The organism is Pseudomonas sp. NGC7, from assembly GCF_047159675.1.
GTDB classification, from domain to species: domain Bacteria; phylum Pseudomonadota; class Gammaproteobacteria; order Pseudomonadales; family Pseudomonadaceae; genus Aquipseudomonas; species Aquipseudomonas kermanshahensis.
Genome location: NZ_BAAFZY010000001.1, coordinates 677,016 through 697,125, shown reverse-complemented (window position 1 = coordinate 697,125; position 20,110 = coordinate 677,016). Strand labels below are relative to the sequence as shown.

19 protein-coding genes and 1 riboswitch are annotated in these 20,110 nt (G+C 62.1%); of the genes, 17 read left to right on the top strand and 2 right to left on the bottom strand.

Going from position 1 to position 20,110, the window contains the following annotated elements; translation table 11 throughout:
* Positions 1 to 161 precede the first annotated feature (161 nt).
* The 11 genes from eat to ACMCNM_RS03150 all read left to right on the top strand — a co-directional run bounded on the left by eat (position 162) and on the right by ACMCNM_RS03150 (position 10,701).
* Positions 162 to 1,610, top strand: a complete 1,449-nt coding sequence (gene eat / locus ACMCNM_RS03200; protein ID WP_099428234.1) for an ethanolamine permease — start codon at positions 162 to 164, stop codon at positions 1,608 to 1,610.
* Positions 1,611 to 1,659: 49 nt separating this feature from the next.
* Positions 1,660 to 3,054 carry an ethanolamine ammonia-lyase subunit EutB gene (locus tag ACMCNM_RS03195; RefSeq protein ID WP_027594933.1) on the top strand — a complete coding sequence of 465 codons (1,395 nt, stop codon included), beginning with the start codon at positions 1,660 to 1,662 and terminating at the stop codon, positions 3,052 to 3,054.
* 8 nt (positions 3,055 to 3,062) lie between these two features.
* The gene (gene eutC / locus ACMCNM_RS03190; protein ID WP_412763929.1) at positions 3,063 to 3,881 is read left to right on the top strand and encodes an ethanolamine ammonia-lyase subunit EutC; all 819 of its coding nucleotides are present in this window, start codon (positions 3,063 to 3,065) and stop codon (positions 3,879 to 3,881) included.
* A gap of 108 nt (positions 3,882 to 3,989) precedes the next feature.
* Complete coding sequence (locus ACMCNM_RS03185; RefSeq protein ID WP_085274007.1) at positions 3,990 to 4,448, top strand: GNAT family N-acetyltransferase; 459 nt, start codon at positions 3,990 to 3,992, stop codon at positions 4,446 to 4,448.
* Positions 4,449 to 4,773: 325 nt separating this feature from the next.
* Positions 4,774 to 5,421, top strand: coding sequence for a DedA family protein (locus tag ACMCNM_RS03180; protein ID WP_027594930.1), 648 nt, complete (start codon positions 4,774 to 4,776; stop codon positions 5,419 to 5,421).
* 8 nt (positions 5,422 to 5,429) lie between these two features.
* Positions 5,430 to 6,245 carry a zinc-dependent peptidase gene (locus ACMCNM_RS03175; protein WP_412763928.1) on the top strand — a complete coding sequence of 272 codons (816 nt, stop codon included), beginning with the start codon at positions 5,430 to 5,432 and terminating at the stop codon, positions 6,243 to 6,245.
* A gap of 92 nt (positions 6,246 to 6,337) precedes the next feature.
* Positions 6,338 to 6,865 carry an inorganic diphosphatase gene (gene ppa, locus ACMCNM_RS03170; RefSeq protein ID WP_016497835.1) on the top strand — a complete coding sequence of 176 codons (528 nt, stop codon included), beginning with the start codon at positions 6,338 to 6,340 and terminating at the stop codon, positions 6,863 to 6,865.
* 375 nt (positions 6,866 to 7,240) lie between these two features.
* Positions 7,241 to 7,942 carry a helix-turn-helix transcriptional regulator gene (locus tag ACMCNM_RS03165; RefSeq protein ID WP_412763927.1) on the top strand — a complete coding sequence of 234 codons (702 nt, stop codon included), beginning with the start codon at positions 7,241 to 7,243 and terminating at the stop codon, positions 7,940 to 7,942.
* A 450-nt stretch (positions 7,943 to 8,392) separates the two neighbouring features.
* On the top strand, positions 8,393 to 8,971 hold the full coding sequence (locus tag ACMCNM_RS03160) for a DarT ssDNA thymidine ADP-ribosyltransferase family protein (RefSeq protein WP_027594927.1): 579 nt from the start codon (positions 8,393 to 8,395) through the stop codon (positions 8,969 to 8,971).
* Positions 8,972 to 9,616: a DUF4433 domain-containing protein gene (locus ACMCNM_RS03155; protein WP_412763926.1), complete on the top strand. Its 645-nt coding sequence runs from the start codon at positions 8,972 to 8,974 to the stop codon at positions 9,614 to 9,616.
* Positions 9,613 to 10,701 (top strand): macro domain-containing protein, encoded by a 1,089-nt coding sequence (locus ACMCNM_RS03150; RefSeq protein ID WP_412763925.1) that lies wholly within the window; start codon positions 9,613 to 9,615, stop codon positions 10,699 to 10,701. The genes ACMCNM_RS03155 and ACMCNM_RS03150 overlap by 4 nt, the downstream gene beginning before the upstream one ends.
* A gap of 63 nt (positions 10,702 to 10,764) precedes the next feature.
* On the opposite strand, the gene ACMCNM_RS03145 is transcribed toward ACMCNM_RS03150, so the two are convergent.
* Positions 10,765 to 13,704 (bottom strand): TonB-dependent receptor domain-containing protein, encoded by a 2,940-nt coding sequence (locus ACMCNM_RS03145; protein ID WP_412763924.1) that lies wholly within the window; start codon positions 13,702 to 13,704, stop codon positions 10,765 to 10,767.
* A 188-nt stretch (positions 13,705 to 13,892) separates the two neighbouring features.
* Between ACMCNM_RS03145 and ACMCNM_RS03140 the strand changes: the two genes are divergently transcribed.
* The 3 genes from ACMCNM_RS03140 to ACMCNM_RS03130 are packed head-to-tail and all read left to right on the top strand — an operon-like array spanning position 13,893 to position 16,293.
* Positions 13,893 to 14,432, top strand: a complete 540-nt coding sequence (locus tag ACMCNM_RS03140; protein ID WP_099452776.1) for a sigma-70 family RNA polymerase sigma factor — start codon at positions 13,893 to 13,895, stop codon at positions 14,430 to 14,432.
* On the top strand, positions 14,425 to 15,372 hold the full coding sequence (locus ACMCNM_RS03135; protein WP_412763923.1) for a FecR domain-containing protein: 948 nt from the start codon (positions 14,425 to 14,427) through the stop codon (positions 15,370 to 15,372). Before ACMCNM_RS03140 ends, ACMCNM_RS03135 begins: the two co-directional genes overlap by 8 nt.
* Before the next feature lie 30 nt (positions 15,373 to 15,402).
* Positions 15,403 to 16,293, top strand: coding sequence for an alpha/beta hydrolase (locus tag ACMCNM_RS03130; RefSeq protein ID WP_412763922.1), 891 nt, complete (start codon positions 15,403 to 15,405; stop codon positions 16,291 to 16,293).
* 113 nt (positions 16,294 to 16,406) lie between these two features.
* On the opposite strand, the gene ACMCNM_RS03125 is transcribed toward ACMCNM_RS03130, so the two are convergent.
* A complete protein-coding gene (locus tag ACMCNM_RS03125; RefSeq protein WP_412765899.1) occupies positions 16,407 to 17,621 on the bottom strand; it encodes an RtcB family protein in 1,215 nt (404 codons plus the stop codon).
* A 95-nt stretch (positions 17,622 to 17,716) separates the two neighbouring features.
* Positions 17,717 to 17,858: riboswitch (FMN riboswitch) on the top strand.
* Positions 17,859 to 17,938: 80 nt separating this feature from the next.
* Here ACMCNM_RS03125 and ribB point away from each other — a divergent pair.
* The 3 genes from ribB (at position 17,939) to ispA (ending at position 19,962) form a co-directional block, all read left to right on the top strand.
* Positions 17,939 to 18,589, top strand: coding sequence for a 3,4-dihydroxy-2-butanone-4-phosphate synthase (gene ribB, locus ACMCNM_RS03120; RefSeq protein ID WP_186703991.1), 651 nt, complete (start codon positions 17,939 to 17,941; stop codon positions 18,587 to 18,589).
* Positions 18,590 to 18,835: 246 nt separating this feature from the next.
* On the top strand, positions 18,836 to 19,078 hold the full coding sequence (locus tag ACMCNM_RS03115; RefSeq protein WP_027594918.1) for an exodeoxyribonuclease VII small subunit: 243 nt from the start codon (positions 18,836 to 18,838) through the stop codon (positions 19,076 to 19,078).
* Complete coding sequence (gene ispA, locus ACMCNM_RS03110; protein ID WP_027594917.1) at positions 19,075 to 19,962, top strand: (2E,6E)-farnesyl diphosphate synthase; 888 nt, start codon at positions 19,075 to 19,077, stop codon at positions 19,960 to 19,962. The genes ACMCNM_RS03115 and ispA overlap by 4 nt, the downstream gene beginning before the upstream one ends.
* The last annotated feature ends 148 nt before the right edge of the window (positions 19,963 to 20,110 follow it).

Here is a 20,110-nt window from a genome sequence, read left to right as displayed (position 1 = left end):
AGATGGCTGCGGGGGCTGCTTTGCAGCCCACCGCAGCGGTTCGTCACCACCACAAGCCAGCGCGGTTCCCGTGCACGAACCGCTCTGGCTCGCTTCCTGCAGTACCTATCACCATGGGCTGGAAGTCCCTCCGGCCACCAAGAAAAACAACAGGTGAAACTATGCCAAGCGATCATTCCGGTAATGTGCCGGCAGGCTCTTCTGTCGACTTCGAAAAAGTCGGTTCGGACTATTTCCAGCAACGTGAACTGAAAAAAGGCGCAGCCGGCTGGGTGCTGTTGGTCGGCCTCGGGGTCGCCTATGTGATCTCCGGCGACTACGCCGGGTGGAACTTCGGCCTGGCCCAAGGCGGCTGGGGCGGCATGTTCCTCGCCACCCTGCTGATGGCCACCATGTACCTGTGCATGTGCTTCTCGTTGGCCGAGCTGTCGTCGATGATCCCCACTGCAGGCGGCGGCTACGGCTTTGCCCGCAGCGCCTTTGGCCCATGGGGCGGTTTTCTTACCGGCACGGCCATCCTCATCGAATATGCCATTGCCCCGGCGGCCATCGCCGTGTTCATCGGCGCCTATTGTGAGTCACTGTTCGGCATCGGCGGCTGGGTCATCTACCTGGCGTTCTACATCGTATTCATCGGCATCCACATCTTCGGCGTCGGCGAAGCGCTGAAGCTGATGTTCATCATCACCGCCATTGCCGCCATTGCCTTGGGCGTGTTCCTGGTGAGCATGGTGCCCCATTTTGATGCAGCCAACCTGTTCGACATCGCCAAGACCGACGCCGCCGGCGCCAGCAGTTTCCTGCCGTTCGGCTATGTCGGCGTGTGGGCCGCAATCCCATACGCCATCTGGTTCTTCCTCGCCGTCGAAGGCGTGCCGCTGGCCGCCGAAGAAACCAAAAACCCGAAACGCGACCTGCCCCGCGGCCTGATCGGCGCGATGCTGGTGCTGCTGGCCTTCGCCCTGCTGATTCTGGTGATCGGCCCTGGCGCGGCGGGCTCCGAAGCGCTCAAGGCCTCCGGTAACCCACTGGTCGAGGCACTGTCCAAAGCCTATGGCGGCTCCACCTGGATGGGCAGCTTCGTCAACCTGGTCGGCCTGGCTGGCCTGATTGCCAGCTTCTTCTCGATCATCTATGCCTACTCGCGGCAGATCTTCGCGCTGTCCCGCGCCGGCTACCTGCCGCGCAAACTCTCCGAGACCAACAAAAGCAAGGCGCCGGTCCTGGCCCTGATCATCCCCGGCCTCATCGGTTTCGGGCTGTCGCTGACCGGCCAGGGCGACCTGCTGATTCTGGTCGCGGTGTTCGGCGCCACGCTGTCCTACGTGCTGATGATGGCTGCACACATCACCCTGCGCATCCGCCGTCCGAAAATGGAACGCCCGTATCGCACCCCCGGCGGCGTCTTCACCTCGGGCGTAGCCCTGGTACTGGCGTGCATCGCCGTGGTGGCGGGCTTCCTGGTCGACCCGCGGGTTGTGATTGGCGCCGCGGTGATCTATGGAGTATTAATTGCCTACTTTGCGTTCTACAGCCGCCACCACCTGGTAGCGGGCACACCGGAAGAGGAATTCGCCGCGATCCAGAAGGCCGAAGAGGCCTTGCACTGATCGCCGACACCCGCCGCGGGCCAGCCCCGCGGCGCTCTGGAGAATCTGTATGGCAAGTTTCGTACACACGGTAGGCCACCTGGTCTACCGCTTCGACAGCCTCAAGGACGTGATGGCCAAGGCCAGCCCTGCGCGTTCTGGGGATTTCCTGGCCGGTGTCGCCGCCAGCAACGACGGTGAGCGGGTCGCCGCGCAGATGGCCTTGGCCAACATCCCACTGACGCACTTTTTGACCGAGGCGCTGATCCCCTATGAAGAGGATGAGGTCACCCGCCTGATCATCGACACTCACGATGCCCAGGCCTTCGCACCGGTCAGCCACCTCACCGTGGGCGGCCTGCGCGACTGGCTGCTCAGCGAAGAAGCCGACGAAGACAGCCTGCGCGCGCTGGCGCCGGGCCTGACACCGGAAATGGCGGCGGCGGTGTCGAAGATCATGCGCGTCCAGGACCTGATCCTGGTGGCGCAGAAGATCCGCGTGGTTACCCGTTTCCGCGGCACCATGGGCCTGCGCGGGCGCCTGTCGACCCGCCTGCAACCCAACCACCCGACCGACGAACCCGCCGGCATTGCCGCCAGCATCCTCGACGGCCTGCTGTACGGCAACGGCGACGCCATGATCGGCATCAACCCGGCCACCGACAGCATCGCCTCGATCTGTGCCCTGCTGGAAATGCTCGATGCAATCATCCAGCGCTACGACATCCCCACCCAGGCCTGCGTGCTGACCCACGTCACCACCTCGATCGAAGCGATCAACCGTGGCGTGCCGCTGGACCTGGTGTTCCAGTCGATCGCCGGCACCGAAGCCGCCAACGCAGGCTTTGGCATCAACCTCAACGTGTTGCAGGAGGGTTACGAAGCGGGGCTGTCGCTCAAGCGCGGCACCCTTGGGCAAAACCTTATGTATTTCGAGACTGGCCAGGGCAGTGCCCTGTCGGCCAACGCCCACCACGGCGTCGACCAGCAGACCTGCGAAACCCGTGCCTACGCCGTGGCCCGGCACTTCAAGCCGTTTCTGGTCAATACCGTGGTCGGTTTCATCGGCCCGGAGTACCTGTACAACGGCAAGCAGATCATCCGCGCCGGCCTCGAGGACCACTTTTGCGGCAAGCTGCTGGGCGTGCCGATGGGTTGCGACATCTGCTACACCAACCACGCCGAAGCCGACCAGGACGACATGGACACCCTGCTGACCTTGCTGGGTGTGGCCGGGATCAACTTCATCATGGGCATCCCCGGCTCCGACGACATCATGCTCAACTACCAGACCACGTCGTTCCATGACGCGCTGTATGCGCGCCAGACCCTGGGCCTGAAGCCCGGCCCCGAATTTGAAGCATGGCTGGCGCGCACCGGCATCTTTACCCAGGCCGATGGCCGGGTGCGCTTTGGTGACAACCTGCCGCCGGCGTTCCGCCAGGCGTTGGCACAGCTTGCATAGGGATGACCATGGACCCTCGCACCGTAACCCCCGACAACCCCTGGCTGGCCCTGCGTACCCTGACCCCGGCGCGTATCGCCCTGGGCCGCACCGGCACCAGCCTGCCGACCGGCGCCCAATTGGACTTCCAGTTCGCGCATGCCCAGGCCCGCGATGCCGTGCACCTGCCCTTCGACCATGCCGGGCTGACCGCCCAGCTCAGTGACCGCGGGCGCGACAGCCTGGTGTTGCACAGCGCCGCCCACGACCGCGACCAATATTTGCAGCGCCCGGACCTGGGCCGGCGGCTGAACGAAGACTCGATCGAAACCCTGCGCCAGCATGCCCAAGCCAACCCGGGCGGTGTCGACCTGGCCATCGTCATCGCTGACGGCCTCTCGGCCCTCGCCGTGCACCGCCATACCCTGCCGTTTCTGACCCGTTTCGAGGAACAGGCCGCTGCCGACGGCTGGACCAGCGCCCCGGTGGTGCTGGTGGAACAGGGCCGCGTGGCCGTGGCCGATGAGGTTGGCGAGTTACTGGGCGCACGGATGACCGTGATGCTGATCGGCGAGCGCCCGGGGTTGAGCTCGCCCGACAGCCTAGGCCTGTATTTCACCTACGCGCCGCGGGTCGGCCTGACTGACGCCTACCGCAACTGCATCTCCAACGTGCGCCTTGAGGGCTTGAGCTATGGCATGGCGGCCCACCGCTTGCTGTACCTGATGCGTGAAGCGTGTCGCCGGCAGCTTTCCGGGGTGAATCTGAAGGACGAAGCCGAGGTCCATAGCCTGGAGAGCGATACCCCCGCCAGCCAAAAAGGAAACTTTCTGCTCGGAAAAGGGTAAAAATCATGTCACGGAAGGCGGATTGCGCTTCTCGCACGCATTAGGCAGCATGCTGTTGAGAGCGGCTGGCAATCCGCTGTTTCCCCAAATGGATCCTGAGGGCCGCACATGCGTATCATCAAGGCAACCCTGGAACACCTCGACCTGCTGACCCCCCTGTTCGTCAAATACCGCGAGTTCTATGGGCAATTGCCCTACCCGGACAGCTCACGCAGCTTTCTGGAAAAGCGCCTGAAGCGGGACGAGTCGGTGATTTACCTGGCACTGGCGGATGACGATGCCAGCAAATTGCTCGGTTTCTGCCAGCTGTATCCAAGCTTTTCGTCGCTGTCGCTCAAACGCGTATGGATTCTCAATGACATCTATGTGGCCGAAGACTCGCGACGCATGCTGGTGGCCGACCACCTGATGCGCGAGGCCAAGAAGATGGCTAAAGAGACCAATGCCGTGCGGATGCGGGTGTCGACCAGCGCCAACAATGAGGCAGCGCAAAAGACCTACGAGTCCATTGGCTTTCGCAAGGACACCGAGTTCGAGAGCTACATCCTGCCAATCCATCAGGATTGACCTGCGCAGGCCTTATCACCTGTACCTGTAGGAGCAGCCTTGTGCTGCGAAGAGGCCGGTGCCAGCAGTCGAGATTAACAGTGCTGGCACCGGCCTCTTCGCAGCACAAGGCTGCTCCTACAAGGATCGCGCATGGCCAGAGGTATGGGTGGGCCTGCCGAGTGAAGTCGGTACAGGCAGCATGAATCTTCCCCTTCCGTAACCCGCCGCTACAAACTCCCCGGGCATGATCCTCACTTCGCCGTATAATGCCCCACTTGTCATGTGTGAAAATTTACCCATCCCCTGGTAACCGAGCCTACGCCCCAGAACACAGGTGCTGTACATGGATTTCAACCCGCTGGACCTTATCCTGCATCTCGATGCCTACCTCGATCTGCTGGTCACCAATTACGGTCCCTGGATCTACGCCATCCTGTTCACCGTGATCTTCTGCGAAACCGGCCTGGTGGTGATGCCGTTCCTGCCAGGTGATTCGCTGCTGTTCATCGCCGGCGCCGTGGCGGCCGGTGGCGGCATGGACCCAGTCCTGCTGGCAGGCCTGCTGATGGCGGCGGCGATCCTGGGCGACAGTACCAACTACGTGATTGGCCGAACGGCCGGCGAGCGGTTGTTCAACAACCCCAATTCGAAGATCTTCCGCCGCGACTACCTGCAGCGCACGCATGAATTCTATGAACGCCATGGCGGCAAGACCGTGACCCTGGCGCGCTTCCTGCCCATCCTGCGCACCTTCGCGCCGTTCGTCGCCGGTATTGCCCACATGCACTACCCGCGTTTCCTGGGCTTCAGTGTCGCCGGTTCGTTGCTGTGGGTCGGAGGCCTGGTGACGCTGGGCTACTTCTTCGGCAATGTACCGTTCATCAAGCAGCACCTGTCGCTGATGGTGGTCGGTATCATCTTCCTGTCGCTGGTGCCGATGGTGCTCGGCCTGCTGCGCGGTCGCCTGGGCCGTGCTGCCAAGGCTCACTGACCACAGCCATGTGGTCTTTCAGCGCCTGGCGGCGTCGGCGCACCCTGAAGCGCTACCCAATCACAGCCGAGCAATGGCAGGCGGTTCGCCAACACCTGCCGTTGCTCGACGGTATCAGCGATGAAGAAGATCGCTGGTTGCGTGAAGCCTGCATCCTGTTTTTGCTTGAAAAGCACCTGACCACCCTGCCCGGTGTCGAGCTAAGTGATGAGCAGCGCCTGTTCCTCGCTGCCCAGGCGCAGCTGCCACTGCTGCACCTGGGTGACCTGAACTGGTACCAGGGTTTCCACGAAATCATCCTCTACCCCGACGACTTCAAAAGCCCTCAGCGCCACCGCGATGCCAGTGGTGTGGAGCATGTGTGGGACGGCGAACACAGCGGTGAAGCCTGGCAACAGGGGCCGGTTATCCTGGCCTGGAACGGGGTGCTGGCCAGTGGTGGTTGGGAGGCCTATAACCTGGTCATCCATGAGTTGGCGCACAAGCTCGACATGCTCAATGGCGACGCCAACGGCCTGCCGCCGCTGCACAGTGGCATGCCCGTGGATGAGTGGGCGACGGCCATGCAACAGGCCTATGACGACCTCAACCGCCAGCTGGACCTGAACCCCGACGCCGAAACGCCCATTGACCCGTACGCGGCAGAAAACCCTGCAGAATTCTTCGCCGTCACCAGCGAATACTTCTTCAGCGCCCCCGACCTGTTGCAGCAGGCGTATCCGCAGGTTTACCAGCAACTGTCGCTGTTCTACCGCCAAGACCCACTGGCGCGCTTGAGCCAGTTGCAGGCCCAACACCCCGATTACCGCGAAGGCCACGCCTGACGCGGCCGCACATCAGGCCAGGCGTGGCATGCCCATGCGGAATGTGCCTATAATCGCCGCCACTTTTTGGTCAACTACGGGGGCACTGCCCAATGAGCTACAGCAAGATTCCGGCGGGCAAAGACCTGCCGAACGACATCTACGTCGCCATCGAGATCCCGGCCAACCACGCGCCGATCAAATACGAGATCGACAAGGACAGCGACACCCTGTTCGTCGACCGTTTCATGGCTACCCCGATGTTCTACCCAGCCAACTATGGCTTCATCCCGAACACCCTGGCCGACGACGGTGATCCGCTCGACGTGCTGGTCGTGACCCCATACCCAGTTGCCCCAGGCTCGGTCATCCGTGCCCGCCCGGTTGGCATCCTGAACATGACCGACGACGGCGGCGGCGACGCCAAAGTCATCGCTGTGCCGCACGACAAGCTGTCGCAGCTGTATGTCGACGTCAAGGAATACACCGACCTGCCAGCCCTGCTGATCCAGCAGATCGAGCACTTCTTCGCGAACTACAAAGATCTCGAGAAGGGCAAGTGGGTCAAGATCGAAGGCTGGGACGGCGCCGACGCCGCCCGTGCTGCGATCACCAAGTCGGTCGCTGCCTACAAAGGCTGATACCGATTGCTGAAAACCCCCGCCTCGGCGGTAATGCTGTTCACTTAAGAATGCCGGGGCCGCTCTGCGGCCCATCGCGGCACAAGGCCGCTCCCACACCGACCGCGTTATGCCCCTATTTACAGGGCATGCGCGAACATTGTGGGAGCGGCCTTGTGCCGCGATGGGCCGCAAAGCGGCCCCAATACAGGCGATTGATAACTTAAGAGAACAGCATTACGCCTCGGCGGGTTTTTTATGCGCGAGGGAACACCCTTCCAGTAAAAATTCCTACATCGCCCTACTCCAGCGCCCTACAACCAAGCACATTTCGCACAAGCCGCATCAACATCCGGTTCATATGCCAGCTGGCACCCGGCCGCTACACTCGCGGCCATGAACACATCCGGTGACCGCCTCAAAGCCCTGCTGCACGAATGTGGCTTGACCCCTTCCGATTTCGCTGCCCAACGCAGCGTCACACCCCAGCACGTCAACAACTGGTTCAGACGGGGTGTTCCGTTGGCTCGCCTCGATGAAATGGCCGACTTGTTCTGCGTGCATCGCCGTTGGCTGCGCAGCGGCGAAGGCCCCAAGCACCCCAACCCGATTTTGCGCAGCGGCCCGCCACGGCTACCGCACACCAACCCGCCCACCCCGCTGTCAGCACACAGCGGCCGGCTGCTGCAGGTGCCGTTTTACGCACTGCAGCACGGCCTGCTTGTCCCCGTGGCCAACCATCACCTGCGCCTGCCCACCACGGCGTTAAAGGCGCTGGGCGTTGCTGCGCAAAATGCCATCTGCCTGGCCATGCCTGCCGCCAACATGGCTCCGCTGATTCCGCTGGAGGCCACCTTGGCGGTAGACCTGAGCATGACCGAAGTCATGGAGGGCGAGACCTATGCCTTGCTGCACAACGGTACCCTGAGGGTGAACAACCTCAGCCTCGGCCCGCACGGCACCCTGTACCTACACAGCCATGACCGGCGCAACTACGCCGTCGAGCGCTACACCCGCGCCCAGCGCCAGGCCCAAGGCCTGGAGATTCTCGGCTGGGTCTTCCACTGGTCGCACTTCCGCCGCCATCGCCCCAGCTGAAACACCCTGTGCCATTTTTTGCTGGGCATCCTGCGCAAGCCCTTGTATGCTACGCGGCACATTTAGCCCCGACCGGCGCAAGCCGCGGTCCAGAGGGCTCGGCGACACCCCACACGGGCGTTGACCATCTCTATCAGGTCCTTGTGACCACACAGTTAAGGCGGTTGCGGCTTACCATAAATTAGTCGGAAGCGTCCCCGAGAAGCCGGCCACAAGCCGGCTTTTTAATGCCTGCTTGAAAGCCATCCCCTACTAAAACCCGCTTTAGCAAGACCGCGTTTAATAGAGGTTTTGTAGGGCTTTTCTGAAAAGCACGCGAATGCCCACATGAACCTTGCGGGCTTCAACGACGGCACATTAGCATCCAAACGCACCCCCTGCTAAACCCCACGGACTGAGGTTTGGGGAACATGAAGCGTTTAGATAAATGCATAGGTCAAGGGGACCGCAATGCCAGACGTGAGAAGTATCAAGGACCAATTTTTTGTCTACCACCTGACCTCCGTTGAGAATCTGGATGGGATTTTCACACAAGGTCTGAAGCCTCGGGCGAGCCTCATTAACTTCACTGACGTAGCAGACAGTGAAATCCTCGACAAACGCAAAGCCCTCAAGCTCGATAGCTACGTGCCCTTTCACTGGTTTGCTGCCAATCCGTTTGATGGACGGGTGCAGCTCGACAGGCCCACATCCAAATTTGTACTGATTTCGGTTTACAGATCCTTTGCCAAGCAAAACAAATGGAAAATCATCCCTCGCCACCCCCTTGCCAATGATGAGATCGAACTACTCGACTATCACGATGGCTTCGAAGCCATCGACTGGGCGCTCATGAACACGCGGGACTATCAGAATGCCGACTGCAAAAGCGTCTGCATGGCTGAATGCCTCTCCCCCTCCGTGGTACTCCCGCAGGATTTTTCCAGGATTTACGTCCCAACCGATGAGATCGAAAAGCTGTGTGAGGCTAAAATGCGCAAGATCAACCTCAAGGTCCCCATCAGCGTGAATTCCGGAATGTTCCTATAAATGAGCTACAGCAGACTGAATCCAGACAAGGCTCTGATTTGGCGTATCGTCCATCGCGATGCCCTGCCTTGGATTCTGGACAACGGTCTGCACTGCGAAAACTCGGGTGTTCAGGCAACGCAGTGCGTGAACATAGACAACGCTGAGCTGATCGACAAACGCCGATCTCGGCAGGTCCCAATAGCGCCTGGAGGGGTACTGGCCGACTACGTACCCTTCTGCTTCACCCCCTTCTCCGTGATGATGAGGAATACTCATGCAGGGTGGGGTGTGCAGCAGCGCAGCAATGACGAAATCGTGATTCTAGTGTCCAGCCTTTACCGCGTCCAAGCGCTTGGCCTGCCGTTCGTCTTCACAAACGCACTGGCCTACCCGGCGTGGACTAGCTACTACAGTGATCTGGCGTATCTGGGCGAGGTCGATTGGCCCCTGCTTCAACGGCGCGACTTCACGCGTGATCCTGACGACCCTCGAAAGATGGAGCGTTATCAGGCAGAAGCGCTGATTCACCATCACCTACCGATCACTGGGCTGCTGGGCATCATGTGCTACAACGATGCAATCAAAGAGCGCATAGAACATGACGTGGCCGCTAGAGGTCTGAGCTTGCCTGTGCATGCGCGTCCGGGGTGGTATTTCCAATGATCCGATTTACCCAAGGTAACCTTCTAGAGGCCAAGACCGAGGCCCTGGTCAATACAGTCAATACCGTTGGCGTGATGGGCAAAGGTATTGCGCTGATGTTCAAAGAGCGGTTTGTGGAGAATTACCGCCTGTACGCAGCGGCCTGCAAAGCTGGCGAGGTGGTAACTGGCAAAGTCCACGTGACTGCGGTCAATGAACTGGAAGGCCCGCAGTGGATCGTAAACTTCCCTACCAAACGTCACTGGCGATCCCCTTCGCAGATGGCCTGGGTGACGGAAGGTTTGCACGATCTGCGCCGTTTTTTGATTGAGAACCAGGTCAAATCCGTGGCCGTCCCAGCGCTGGGGGCCGGCAACGGTGGTTTGAAATGGCCGGAAGTCCGCGAACAGATTATTCATGTACTGAGTGATCTGAATGTGGACGTATGGGTATACGAGCCTTCCAGCCAATATCTGAATGTCGCCAAACGTAGCGGCGTAGAAAAGCTCACACCGGCTCGCGCGCTCATTGCCGAATTGGTTAGGCGTTATTGGGTTTTAGGGATGGAATGCAGCCTGCTTGAAATACAGAAGCTGGCCTGGTTTCTGGAACGCGCCATAGAAAAGCTGCCAGACACTGAGAACCCTCTGAACCTCAAGTTTGTAGCCCATAGGTATGGTCCGTATGCCAATCGGTTACAGCACCTGCTTCATGATCTTGATGGAAGCTATCTGCATTGCGAAAAACGTATCAAGGATGCCGGCATTGGTGACGTGATATGGTTTGAAGAACAACGTAAACCCACTCTACAAACCTATCTCAAAACAGAAGCCAAGGCGTATTCCCAAGCGTTAGAGCGCACCCTCGAGCTGATCGATGGTTTCGAGTCGCCTTTTGGCATGGAATTGTTGGCAACGGTAGATTGGCTGCTTAGCCAGGAAGGGATTTCCCCAACTGTCGATGCTGTGCGCGAATCGTTGAAGCACTGGGATGGCGGAGCTGGTTCTGCGGCTCGCAAAAACAAACTGTTCGACGATCAGGCACTTGATGTTGCGCTCAAGCGCCTAACTTCCAGTGGTATCAGGCCTGAAATAACGAGTAGCTAGGGATGTCAGCGTTTTAACCCGAGGCGATGGCAAAATCCTCCGTGCCACCGCCCTCACCTTTAATCAGAACCGCGTCACCACCCCCATCCGTACCGTCCGCCCAGGAGCCGGCATGAAGCTCTGCGCCAGCGGGTCCAGGTAATAGCGATCGGTCAGGTTCTGCAGCGAAACATTCACCTCGGTGTTCTCAAGCAGCGTGTACTTGAGGAACAGATCGAACAGCGCCACCGAGCGGTACTCGATCTGCGGCGTGGTAGCGCCGGACTGCCAGGGCTTGTCGAGGGTATTGGTAGGCCCGGAGGTGTAGGTCACGCGCCCGCCTACCGTCAATGCTTCGTCGAAGAAACGCAGGCCAGTGGTCAGGTTGGCGGAGAACCGTGGTGGGTTCTGGGTGTTGGTGTAGGAGCCCATGTAGCTGCCCGGTGTGCAGTTTGGCGTGTCTTGGGTCTTCTGGTACGGGTTGGCGGTGGCGCGCAGTTTGCCGGCAAAGTCCGCGTCGCAGGTCTCGGTCTTGAGGTAGTAGGTGGCCGAGAGGTCGGCGAACACACGGCCGGTATCGTAGTTTGACTGCAGTTCAAGGCCGCGGGTGCTGAAGCTGTCGGTGTTGCTGAAGCTCATCTGGCCCCACAGGCCAGGGCTCGGGTCGTAATAGCGGGTGATGTAGTGCTTGATCTTGTTGTCGAAGAAGGCCAGCTTGATCGCGGCTGAGTCGTGATCGGTAAAGAGGTTGTCGCGCAAGGCGCTGACGCCGATTTCCCAGCTCTGCGAGCGCTCGGGCTTGAGGCTTTTGCCGGGGCTGACTTGCTGGGTGCCCTGGCTGGTCTCGAACAGTGACGGCAGGCGCAGGCCTTGGGTGTAGGTGACATAGAAGTACGTGTCGGGCATCAGCTCGACATTGATGCCAAATGCCGGCGAAAAGCCGCCACCGCTGCTGCTGCCCTGCGGGGTATGGTCGTAGCCTGTGACCACGCTGCTGATGCTTTCGGGGCTGACCTGAACGCTGGTCGCGCCGAAGTCATTGAAGCGCACACCGTTGAACGGCTCGTTGCTATTGCTGAAGACGATGCCGTTGTTCAGCCGGGGGTCGGTGGCGTCGGTGTACTGGCCGTTCTGGTCGGGGAACCAGGTCATGCTGCCCCAGCCCTTGGGGCCACTCGCCGAGATGTAGCGCACGTCGCGATCCTCACGGCGGGCGGTGGCCAACACGGTATTGTCTTTGGTGCGGAAGTGGCTGTAACGGCCCCCGCCCCACAGGGTCAATTGCTCGATCGGCTGGTACTCGAGCTTGCCGTTGAAGCTGAATTCCTGCCGCGAAGCATCACGCAGGGTGCGGTTGGCATCGACGTCGTGCTGGGTGATCAGCACGCTTTTCTGCGGTTGCAGGTCTTCCAGCTGGAACGCACCGCCCAGGTCAAGCTTGAAATCGCCATGGGCCGTTTCGAACCTGGAGATGTTGTTCAGGTCGCCGCCGATACGGCGGTTGTCCTGGCGTGTCCAACTGCGGTCAGAACGAAACAACTGGGAAACCGGCGCCGTCCATGCCGAACTCAACGAGCTGGTCTTGGCGTCGGTCATCCACAGGTTACTGGTCAGGTCGACCCACGGGTTGCCGGCGGGCAGGTAGTGGTAGCGTGCGGTATAGGTATCGATCTTCACCTCGCCCAAGGGGTACTGATAAATACCGGCGGTACCGAAGCGGTAGATGTCAGAGGGCATGATCTCGGCAGTGCGCCCGTCGTAGCGGCGGTAGCCCAGGTCCAGGGTGTGATCGTCGGTTATCCGCCAGGTCGCCTTGAGCAGGTACGAGTCGGTTTTCGATGAGGCGTTGAGCACTTCCTCGCCCGCGTTGTAGGTCATCGCCACGCTGGGCTGCTCACTGCCGTAATCGTTGTAGAGGCGGTAGCGGTCCTGGCCTTTCTTGCCGGAGAAGTAGTTGCCTTGGTTGCGGTGCGCGTAGGCCGCCACCACATCCAGCTGTTCGGTGGTAAAGGCAAACGCGGCGCTGCCCGATTCGGCTTCAGAGCCGAACAGGCTGCCGCGGTTGTCGCGCGGAGGCGCCGACAGGCTTTCATCCTTGGAACTGGAACTGCGATGGGCGGGGGCTACGCCGTTGTCCCAGAGGTCGCCCTTGAGGCGCACGCCAACCTGGTTGCCGTCGACCAGAATGTCCTGCACGCCGATCGTCTGCATTTCCACCGTGCCGCCAATCGCTCCGGATTTGGTTGACGGCCCTTTGTTCACGGTCAGGCTGCTGATCAGGTCGGGGTCGATGTAGCTGCGTTGCTGCGTGCCGCCATAACCGCGATAGACATCCAGGGCCTGCTCCGAGCCATCGACCTTCACCGCTACCCGGCTCTGCCCCTGGATACCGCGAATGTTGACGTCCAGGGCGCCGCCGTTGCGGGTGTCACCGACTTGCACACCCGGCACACCGTTGAGCAGGTCGCCCACGGAGACCCGGCCGAAGCGGTCGATCTGTTCGCTGCTCAGGTGCACCGATGAGCGTGGGGCCCGGTAAGTATCCGCCTGAGGCCCCTGTGCGGCAGCGTCGACCATCGTCGGCGATAACTCTGCTGCGGCACGCGTTGCAGCGCCCTGCGCCATCAGCACGTAGCTGCCGGTCGAGCTCGCCACCAGCTGCAGCCCGGTATTGGCCAGCAACCGCTGGATGCCCTCACTGACGGTGTACCGCCCCTTCAGGGCCGGCGCCGTGCGCCCGCGGGTCAGGTCAGGATCGTAAGACACCAGCAGCCCGGATTGGCTGGTGAAACTGCCCAGCGCTGCGCCCAGCGGGCCTTTGGCAATGTTGTAGTCACGCGGCGTGGCATCGTCCAGGCGGGTCGCGGCGACCGCAGCCGTGCCGGTGCCCTGGGCCAGGGCCAGGCTGCTGTTCAGCAAGCCGGCGCCACAGCAACTGATCATCGTGCAACGCAGGGCGAAGGTGATGGGCGACAGGCAAAGTCGAGGGCGTGGAGCAGGTGACGGACAACGTACTGGAAGCATGCTTTTCTCGCTCGTAGGGTGTGCGCCCACCACTGGCTGCGGGCTGTTACCTCCTCTGTCGCACGAGATCGAAAAAAGGATATGTGTGCAGGGCCACCGGCTGAATTTGCCGGTTCGGCCTTGTGATCTGAGCAATTCTAGTGATAATGGTTTTCATTTGCGACAGTCTTGTACCGACTCAACCCACGATGAATGCGCCCTTCTCCCCGCCGAACAGTACCGAGCCGTGCAGCGTCGAGACGTTGTACATCGAGAATCACGCCTGGTTACGTAACTGGCTCGCCTATCGGCTGAGGTCGTGGGGACGCGGGGTGGCCGATGACCTGGCGCATGACATTTTCCTGCGGGTGCTTACCAGCCGGGAGGGTGCGCGGGTCGAACCGATCCGTCAGCCACGCGCCTACCTAACCCGCATCGCCAATTGTGTGCTGGTCAGCTGGCGGCGCCGGCAGTCGCTGGAGCGTGCCTGGCTCGAGGCGTTGCAGTTGCTGCCAGAACCCGAGCACCCTTCGCCTGAACTGCAAAGCGTGATCCTCGAGACCCTGCACGAGATCGACACGCTGCTGGATACGCTGCGGCCCCGCGTGAGGCAGGCGTTTCTGATGGCAACGTTGGACGGCATGAAGCAGAAAGACATTGCCGTGGCCCTGAACATCGCGCTGCCGACGGTCAAGAAGTACATCCACGAGGCCTACCTGGCCTGCCTGACGCAGATGCCCGATGAATAACCGCACGGCCCCGCTTGACGATGCCATCCCCCTGCCAGTGCTGGCCCAAGCGGCCTCATGGCTAATGCTGATGCAGGAAGCGCCGCTGCTGCCAGCGCAACAGCGCGAATTGGAGCGCTGGCGGCGTGCCAGTGCTGAGCATGAACGGGCGTGGCAAAGGGCACAGCGCCTGCTAACACGCCTGGGCAGCCTGCCTCCAACGCTGGCCAAGCAGACCTTGGATCGCCCGACAGGCAGGCGCGCTGTGCTGCGCGGGCTGCTTCTGCTGATCGGTGCCACACCGCTCAGCTGGTGGGCATGGCGCTCAGGCATTGGCAACGATTACCAGACGTCTGTGGGTGAACGCCAACACGCACGGCTCGCCGACGGCACACAGATCACCCTCAATAGCGACAGCGCCGTGGACGTGCTTTTCAACAGCGCGCAACGCTTGCTGCACCTGCGCCGTGGCGAGGTGTACATCGCGACCGCTGCCGACCCACGCCCGCTCATGGCACAGACCCAGCAAGGCCAACTGCGCGCGTTGGGTACGCGATTCAGCGTGCGCCAGCTGGCCGATGAAACCTTGCTAGCGGTGTACGAAGGCGCCGTACAGGTTCGCCCAGAACACGCCAGCGTGGCCCCTGGCGAAAACATCATCCGTGCTGGCCAGCAAGTCCGTTTCAGCCGCGAGCGCATGGGGCTCATCGAGGAGGCCCGGGAGACCACCCTGGCGTGGCGCAACGGCTTGCTGGTGGCCGACGACATGCCAGTACGGCTGTGGGCGCATGAGTTGATGCGCTACACCGACCAACAGCTTGAGTGCGACCCCGCGCTGGGTGAGCTGCGGGTGTCTGGCACATTCCCCATCGATGACTTGCCGCTGGCCTTGGCCATGCTGGCACAGACCTACACGCTGCAGGTTCGACACACCTGCAGGCAGGTATTCATTAGCCGTTGATCAACACCAACGATCGAGCGAGATTCCCCGATGAGCAAAATGCCCCTGTACCTGGCCATGGCACTGGCCCTCGCTGCACCGGCAGCCCTGGCGCAACCAGTGCGCGATCAGAAAATGGACACGTCGCTGCTGCAGCGCCAGAACCTGGCCTATCGCTTCAGCCAGCATGACCTGGATTCAGCCGATGGCCAGCGCCATTACCGTCTATGGATCGGCCAGCCGAATCGCCCGGCGCCCGCGGCGGGCTACCCGGTGTTGTGGATGCTCGACGGCAACGCCGCGCTGGGTGCCCTGGACAGCGAACAACTGGGCAAGCTTGCCGCAGGCCAAGCCCCGTTGCTGGTCGCCGTGGGCTACCAGACCGACCAACGCATCGAACGTGCCGGGCGAACGTATGACTACACCCCCGCACTGCCTGGGCAAGCGGAACAGCGCGACCCGCTGACGGGCCAGCCCAGCGGTGGCGTGGAGGCGTTCTTCGACCTGCTGAGCCAGCGCATGCGGCCGATGGTCGCCGCTGTAGCGCCGATCGACCTGCAACGGCAAACACTGTGGGGGCATTCCTATGGTGGCCTGGCGGTGCTGCATGCACTGTTCACCCGGCCGGCCGAGTTCAGTGACTACGCGGCGGCCAGCCCATCGTTGTGGTGGCATGACGGGGCGATTGTGCGGGAAGCCCAGGGGCTGCAGCAGCGCTTGGGTGGCAGCCGCCCGAGGCTGGTGCTGATGCGCGGTGGCGATGAGTCGTCGAACCCGCGTGCAGCGGTGAAAGGCGACGCGGAGCGGCTGGCGCGTGAGCTGGTAGCGGACCTGGCCAAGGTGCCTGGGTTGCAGGTGCGCTTCGAGCGGTTCGACGGGTTGGGGCATGGGCCGATGTTGCCGGCCTCGCTGAAAAGCGTAATTGAAGGAATGTCTCGGTAAACCTGCGCGGGCCTCTTCGCGGGGCAAGCCCGCTCCCACAGGTTACCCCTCCAGTCGTGAGGGCAGTGCAGATTATGTGGGAGCGGGCTTGCCCCGCGAAGAGGCCGGCCCAGTCAGCCCTTCACACACACCACCTGGCGCAGCGTGTGCACAACCTCCACCAGGGCGCGCTGCGCACGCATCACCGCATCGATGTCCTTGTAGGCCATCGGTATCTCATCGATCACCGCCTTGTCCTTGCGGCACTCCACATGCGCAGTGGCCCGTCGCTGGTCTTCCACAGTGAAGCGGCTCTTGGCCCGGGTGCGGCTCATCACCCGCCCGGCCCCATGGCTGCAAGAGCAGAACGCCTCTTCATTGCCCAACCCGCGCACGATGAAACTCTTTGCCCCCATCGAACCGGGGATGATGCCCAACTGCCCTTTCTGCGCCGACACCGCGCCCTTGCGCGTCACCAGCACTTCGCGCCCGAAATGCTGTTCGCGCTGCACATAGTTGTGGTGGCAGTTCACCGCCTCCAGGCTGGCCTCGAACGGCCGGCCAAGCACCTTGCGGGTCGCGGCAACCACTGCCAGCATCATCAGTTCGCGGTTATGCCGGGCAAAGTCCTGCGCCCACTCAACCGCTTCGACGTAGTCGGCAAAGTGGCGGCTGCCTTCCTCGAAGTACGCCAGGTCCTTGTCCGGCAGGTTGGCCAGGTGCTGGCGCATGTCGGCATGGGCCAATTCGATGAACAGGTTGCCGATGGCATTGCCAACGCCACGCGAGCCGCTGTGCAACATGAACCACACGCGGTCGGCCTCATCCAGGCAAACCTCGATGAAGTGATTGCCGCCGCCCAGGGTGCCCAGGTGATGCCGGTTATTGGTTTTCTCCAGCCGCGGGTACTTGTCGGTGATGGCCTTGAAGCGCGTGGCCAGCGTGCCCCAGCGTTTGTCAGCTTTGGCTGGCACGTTGTCCCAGGCGCCTTGGTCGTGGCGGCCGAAGGTCTTGCCATGGGGCACGGCCTGCTCGATCGCCGTGCGCAAACCGTGCAGGTTGTCGGGCAGGTCGCGGGCATGCAGCGAAGTCCGCGCGGCGATCATGCCGCAGCCGATGTCCACGCCTACGGCGGCGGGGATGATCGCGCCAACGGTGGGGATCACGCTGCCGATGGTCGAGCCCTTGCCCAGGTGCACATCCGGCATCACGGCCAGGTGCTTGAAGATGAACGGCAATTTGGCCGTGTTCAACAACTGCTGGCGCGCTTCGTCTTCGATCGGCACGCCGTCGGTCCACAACTTGATCGGCTTGCCGCCGGCGACCTGGAGAATGTCCATGCTGTCGATTCCGAATAGAACATGCCTGCCATGATACCGCCGATGCTCGCCTAAGGTCTTAGCCAGGCGGGTTGCCAGCAGGGTGGCTCTGTGGGGTATGCTTGCCGGGTCTTCAGGGCGGGGTGTAAGTCCCCACCGGCGGTAAATCGAAAGATGAGCCCGCGAGCGCCCCGGCCATGCCGGGGGTCAGCAGATCTGGTGAGACTCCAGAGCCGACGGTCATAGTCCGGATGAAAGAAGGCGTCAGGCAGGGGCCATTCGGGCGCCCCTGCGCGCGCGTTTTGTTCGCCCCGAGACGTTCATCGATCATTTACGAGGAGCGTTTCATGTCCCCTATGCTGCAAAAGCAATACCCCAACATTTCTGCCGCCATCGCTGCCTTCCAGGCCGGGCGCCCCGTACTGCTGCTGGACGACGATGACCGCGAGGACGAAGCGGACATCATTGCCGCCGCCGAAAACATCTCGTTGCAAACTATGGCCATGATGATTCGTGACTGCAGCGGCATCGTTTGCCTGTGCCTGGACGAAGCGACCGTGGACGCCCTGCAACTGGCGCCGATGGTGCAGAACAATCAGGCGCGCCATGGCACCGGGTTCACCGTCACCATCGAGGCGGCGGACGGCATCACCACCGGCGTTTCGGCGCAAGACCGTGTCACCACCATCGCTGCGGCGCTCAGCTCGACCGCCGAGCAACGGCATATCGTCAGCCCTGGGCATGTGTTCCCGCTGCGCGCGCGCAATGGTGGTGTGCTGACCCGCCGTGGCCATACCGAAGGTTCGGTCGACCTGGCGCGCCTGGCCGGGCTGCGGCCGGCAGCGGTGCTGTGCGAGTTGATGAACCCCGACGGCAGCATGGCGCGTGGGGAGCAGGTGGCGGTGTATGCGCGGCAGTACAATTTGCCGGTGCTGACCATTGAAGAGTTGGCGCGGTACCGCGAGGCGATGGTGGAGCGCGAAGCGGCTACGGCTTGATGGCTTTCAGACGCTTGGCTTAAGGAAGATGGCGGCGCGCACATCGAGCGCCGCCCGCGCGGCGCTTCGCAGCACAAGGCTGCTCCTACATTTTTTCGGGCCAATCATTCCTGCGGCAAACGCGCGTGACCACCTTTATCACAGGCGTGATTGGCCCGAACCCGATGCACTCCCCCACACAAGTTTGCTCCCCCTGCCCCGCTCTGCTAGTGTCGCGCCGTTCAGAACGCCACCGAGACAGTCGCCATGGCCCGCAAAAAAGCCTCCCTCGATTTCGAGCAATCCCTCGCAGACCTGCAAGCCCTGGTCGAGCGCCTGGAGAACGGCGAGTTGTCGCTGGAAGATTCGCTGGCCGCCTTCGAGCAAGGCATCGCCCTGACCCGCGATTGCCAGGGCGCACTGGCCCAGGCTGAGCAGAAAGTGCAAATCCTTCTGGAACGCGACGGTGAGCTGGCAGCCCAGCCCTTCGACGCGGAGCCAGAAGCATGATCAGCACCTACCAGGCCAACTGCCAGGCCCGCGTCGACGCCGCCCTAGAACCGCTGTTTCAAGCGCCTACCAAAGAACTCGAGCGCCTCTACGCCGCCATGCGCTACAGCGTAATGAACGGCGGCAAGCGTGTACGCCCGCTGCTCGCCTACGCGGCCTGCGAAGCCCTGGGTGCACCAGCCGAACAGGCCAACGGTGCAGCGTGCGCGGTCGAACTGATCCACGCGTATTCGCTGGTGCATGACGACCTGCCGGCGATGGACGACGACGACCTGCGTCGCGGCCAACCGACCACCCACAAAGCCTTCGACGAAGCCTGCGCCATCCTCGCCGGTGACGGTCTGCAGAGCCTGGCCTTCAGCGCCCTGCTCGACCCACGCCTGAGCCCACAGTCCGACGCCCTTCGCCTGGCCATGGTCCAGGCCCTGGCCAAGGCTGCCGGCCCGGCGGGCATGGTGGGTGGCCAGGCCATCGACCTGGGCTCGGTGGGCATCAAGCTGGACCAGCAGGCGCTGGAATTCATGCACCGGCACAAGACCGGCGCGCTGATCGAAGCCAGCGTGCGCCTGGGCGCCCTGGCCAGCGCCCGCGCCGAGCCGGCGCAACTGGATGCCTTGCAGACCTACGCTCAGGCCATTGGCCTGGCGTTTCAGGTGCAGGACGACATCCTCGACGTAGAAAGTGACACCGCCACCCTTGGCAAACGCCAGGGTGCCGACATCGCCCGAGACAAACCGACCTACCCGGCCCTGCTTGGCCTGGAGGCCGCCAAGGCCTATGCAATCGAACTGCGCGACCAGGCGCTGGCCGCATTGCAAGGGTTTGGTGAAACTGCCGAGCCGCTGCGGGCGCTGGCGCGCTACATCGTCGAACGCCGCAACTGATTCAACGGGGCCGCCAGGCGGCCCATCGCCGGCAAGCCGGCTCCCACAGCAAAACGGTGAACGTGTGGGAGCTGGCTTGCCGGCGATGGGCTGCAAAGCAGCCCCGTGCTACCCCCTCTCAATGGGCACTTTTCCCACAATGGGGTAA

Coding starts and splice junctions, on each gene's coding strand:
- ACMCNM_RS03145 (WP_412763924.1), bottom strand. CDS start 13,704: ATGCTTCCAGTACGTTGTCCGTCACCTGCTCCACGCCCTCGACTTTGC.
- ACMCNM_RS03150 (WP_412763925.1), top strand. CDS start 9,613: ATGATCCGATTTACCCAAGGTAACCTTCTAGAGGCCAAGACCGAGGCC.
- ACMCNM_RS03195 (WP_027594933.1), top strand. CDS start 1,660: ATGGCAAGTTTCGTACACACGGTAGGCCACCTGGTCTACCGCTTCGAC.
- eat (WP_099428234.1), top strand. CDS start 162: ATGCCAAGCGATCATTCCGGTAATGTGCCGGCAGGCTCTTCTGTCGAC.
- ACMCNM_RS03185 (WP_085274007.1), top strand. CDS start 3,990: ATGCGTATCATCAAGGCAACCCTGGAACACCTCGACCTGCTGACCCCC.
- ispA (WP_027594917.1), top strand. CDS start 19,075: ATGATCAGCACCTACCAGGCCAACTGCCAGGCCCGCGTCGACGCCGCC.
- ACMCNM_RS03160 (WP_027594927.1), top strand. CDS start 8,393: ATGCCAGACGTGAGAAGTATCAAGGACCAATTTTTTGTCTACCACCTG.
- ppa (WP_016497835.1), top strand. CDS start 6,338: ATGAGCTACAGCAAGATTCCGGCGGGCAAAGACCTGCCGAACGACATC.
- ACMCNM_RS03140 (WP_099452776.1), top strand. CDS start 13,893: ATGAATGCGCCCTTCTCCCCGCCGAACAGTACCGAGCCGTGCAGCGTC.
- ribB (WP_186703991.1), top strand. CDS start 17,939: ATGTCCCCTATGCTGCAAAAGCAATACCCCAACATTTCTGCCGCCATC.
- ACMCNM_RS03180 (WP_027594930.1), top strand. CDS start 4,774: ATGGATTTCAACCCGCTGGACCTTATCCTGCATCTCGATGCCTACCTC.
- ACMCNM_RS03135 (WP_412763923.1), top strand. CDS start 14,425: ATGAATAACCGCACGGCCCCGCTTGACGATGCCATCCCCCTGCCAGTG.
- ACMCNM_RS03115 (WP_027594918.1), top strand. CDS start 18,836: ATGGCCCGCAAAAAAGCCTCCCTCGATTTCGAGCAATCCCTCGCAGAC.
- ACMCNM_RS03175 (WP_412763928.1), top strand. CDS start 5,430: ATGTGGTCTTTCAGCGCCTGGCGGCGTCGGCGCACCCTGAAGCGCTAC.
- ACMCNM_RS03165 (WP_412763927.1), top strand. CDS start 7,241: ATGAACACATCCGGTGACCGCCTCAAAGCCCTGCTGCACGAATGTGGC.
- eutC (WP_412763929.1), top strand. CDS start 3,063: ATGGACCCTCGCACCGTAACCCCCGACAACCCCTGGCTGGCCCTGCGT.
- ACMCNM_RS03130 (WP_412763922.1), top strand. CDS start 15,403: ATGAGCAAAATGCCCCTGTACCTGGCCATGGCACTGGCCCTCGCTGCA.
- ACMCNM_RS03155 (WP_412763926.1), top strand. CDS start 8,972: ATGAGCTACAGCAGACTGAATCCAGACAAGGCTCTGATTTGGCGTATC.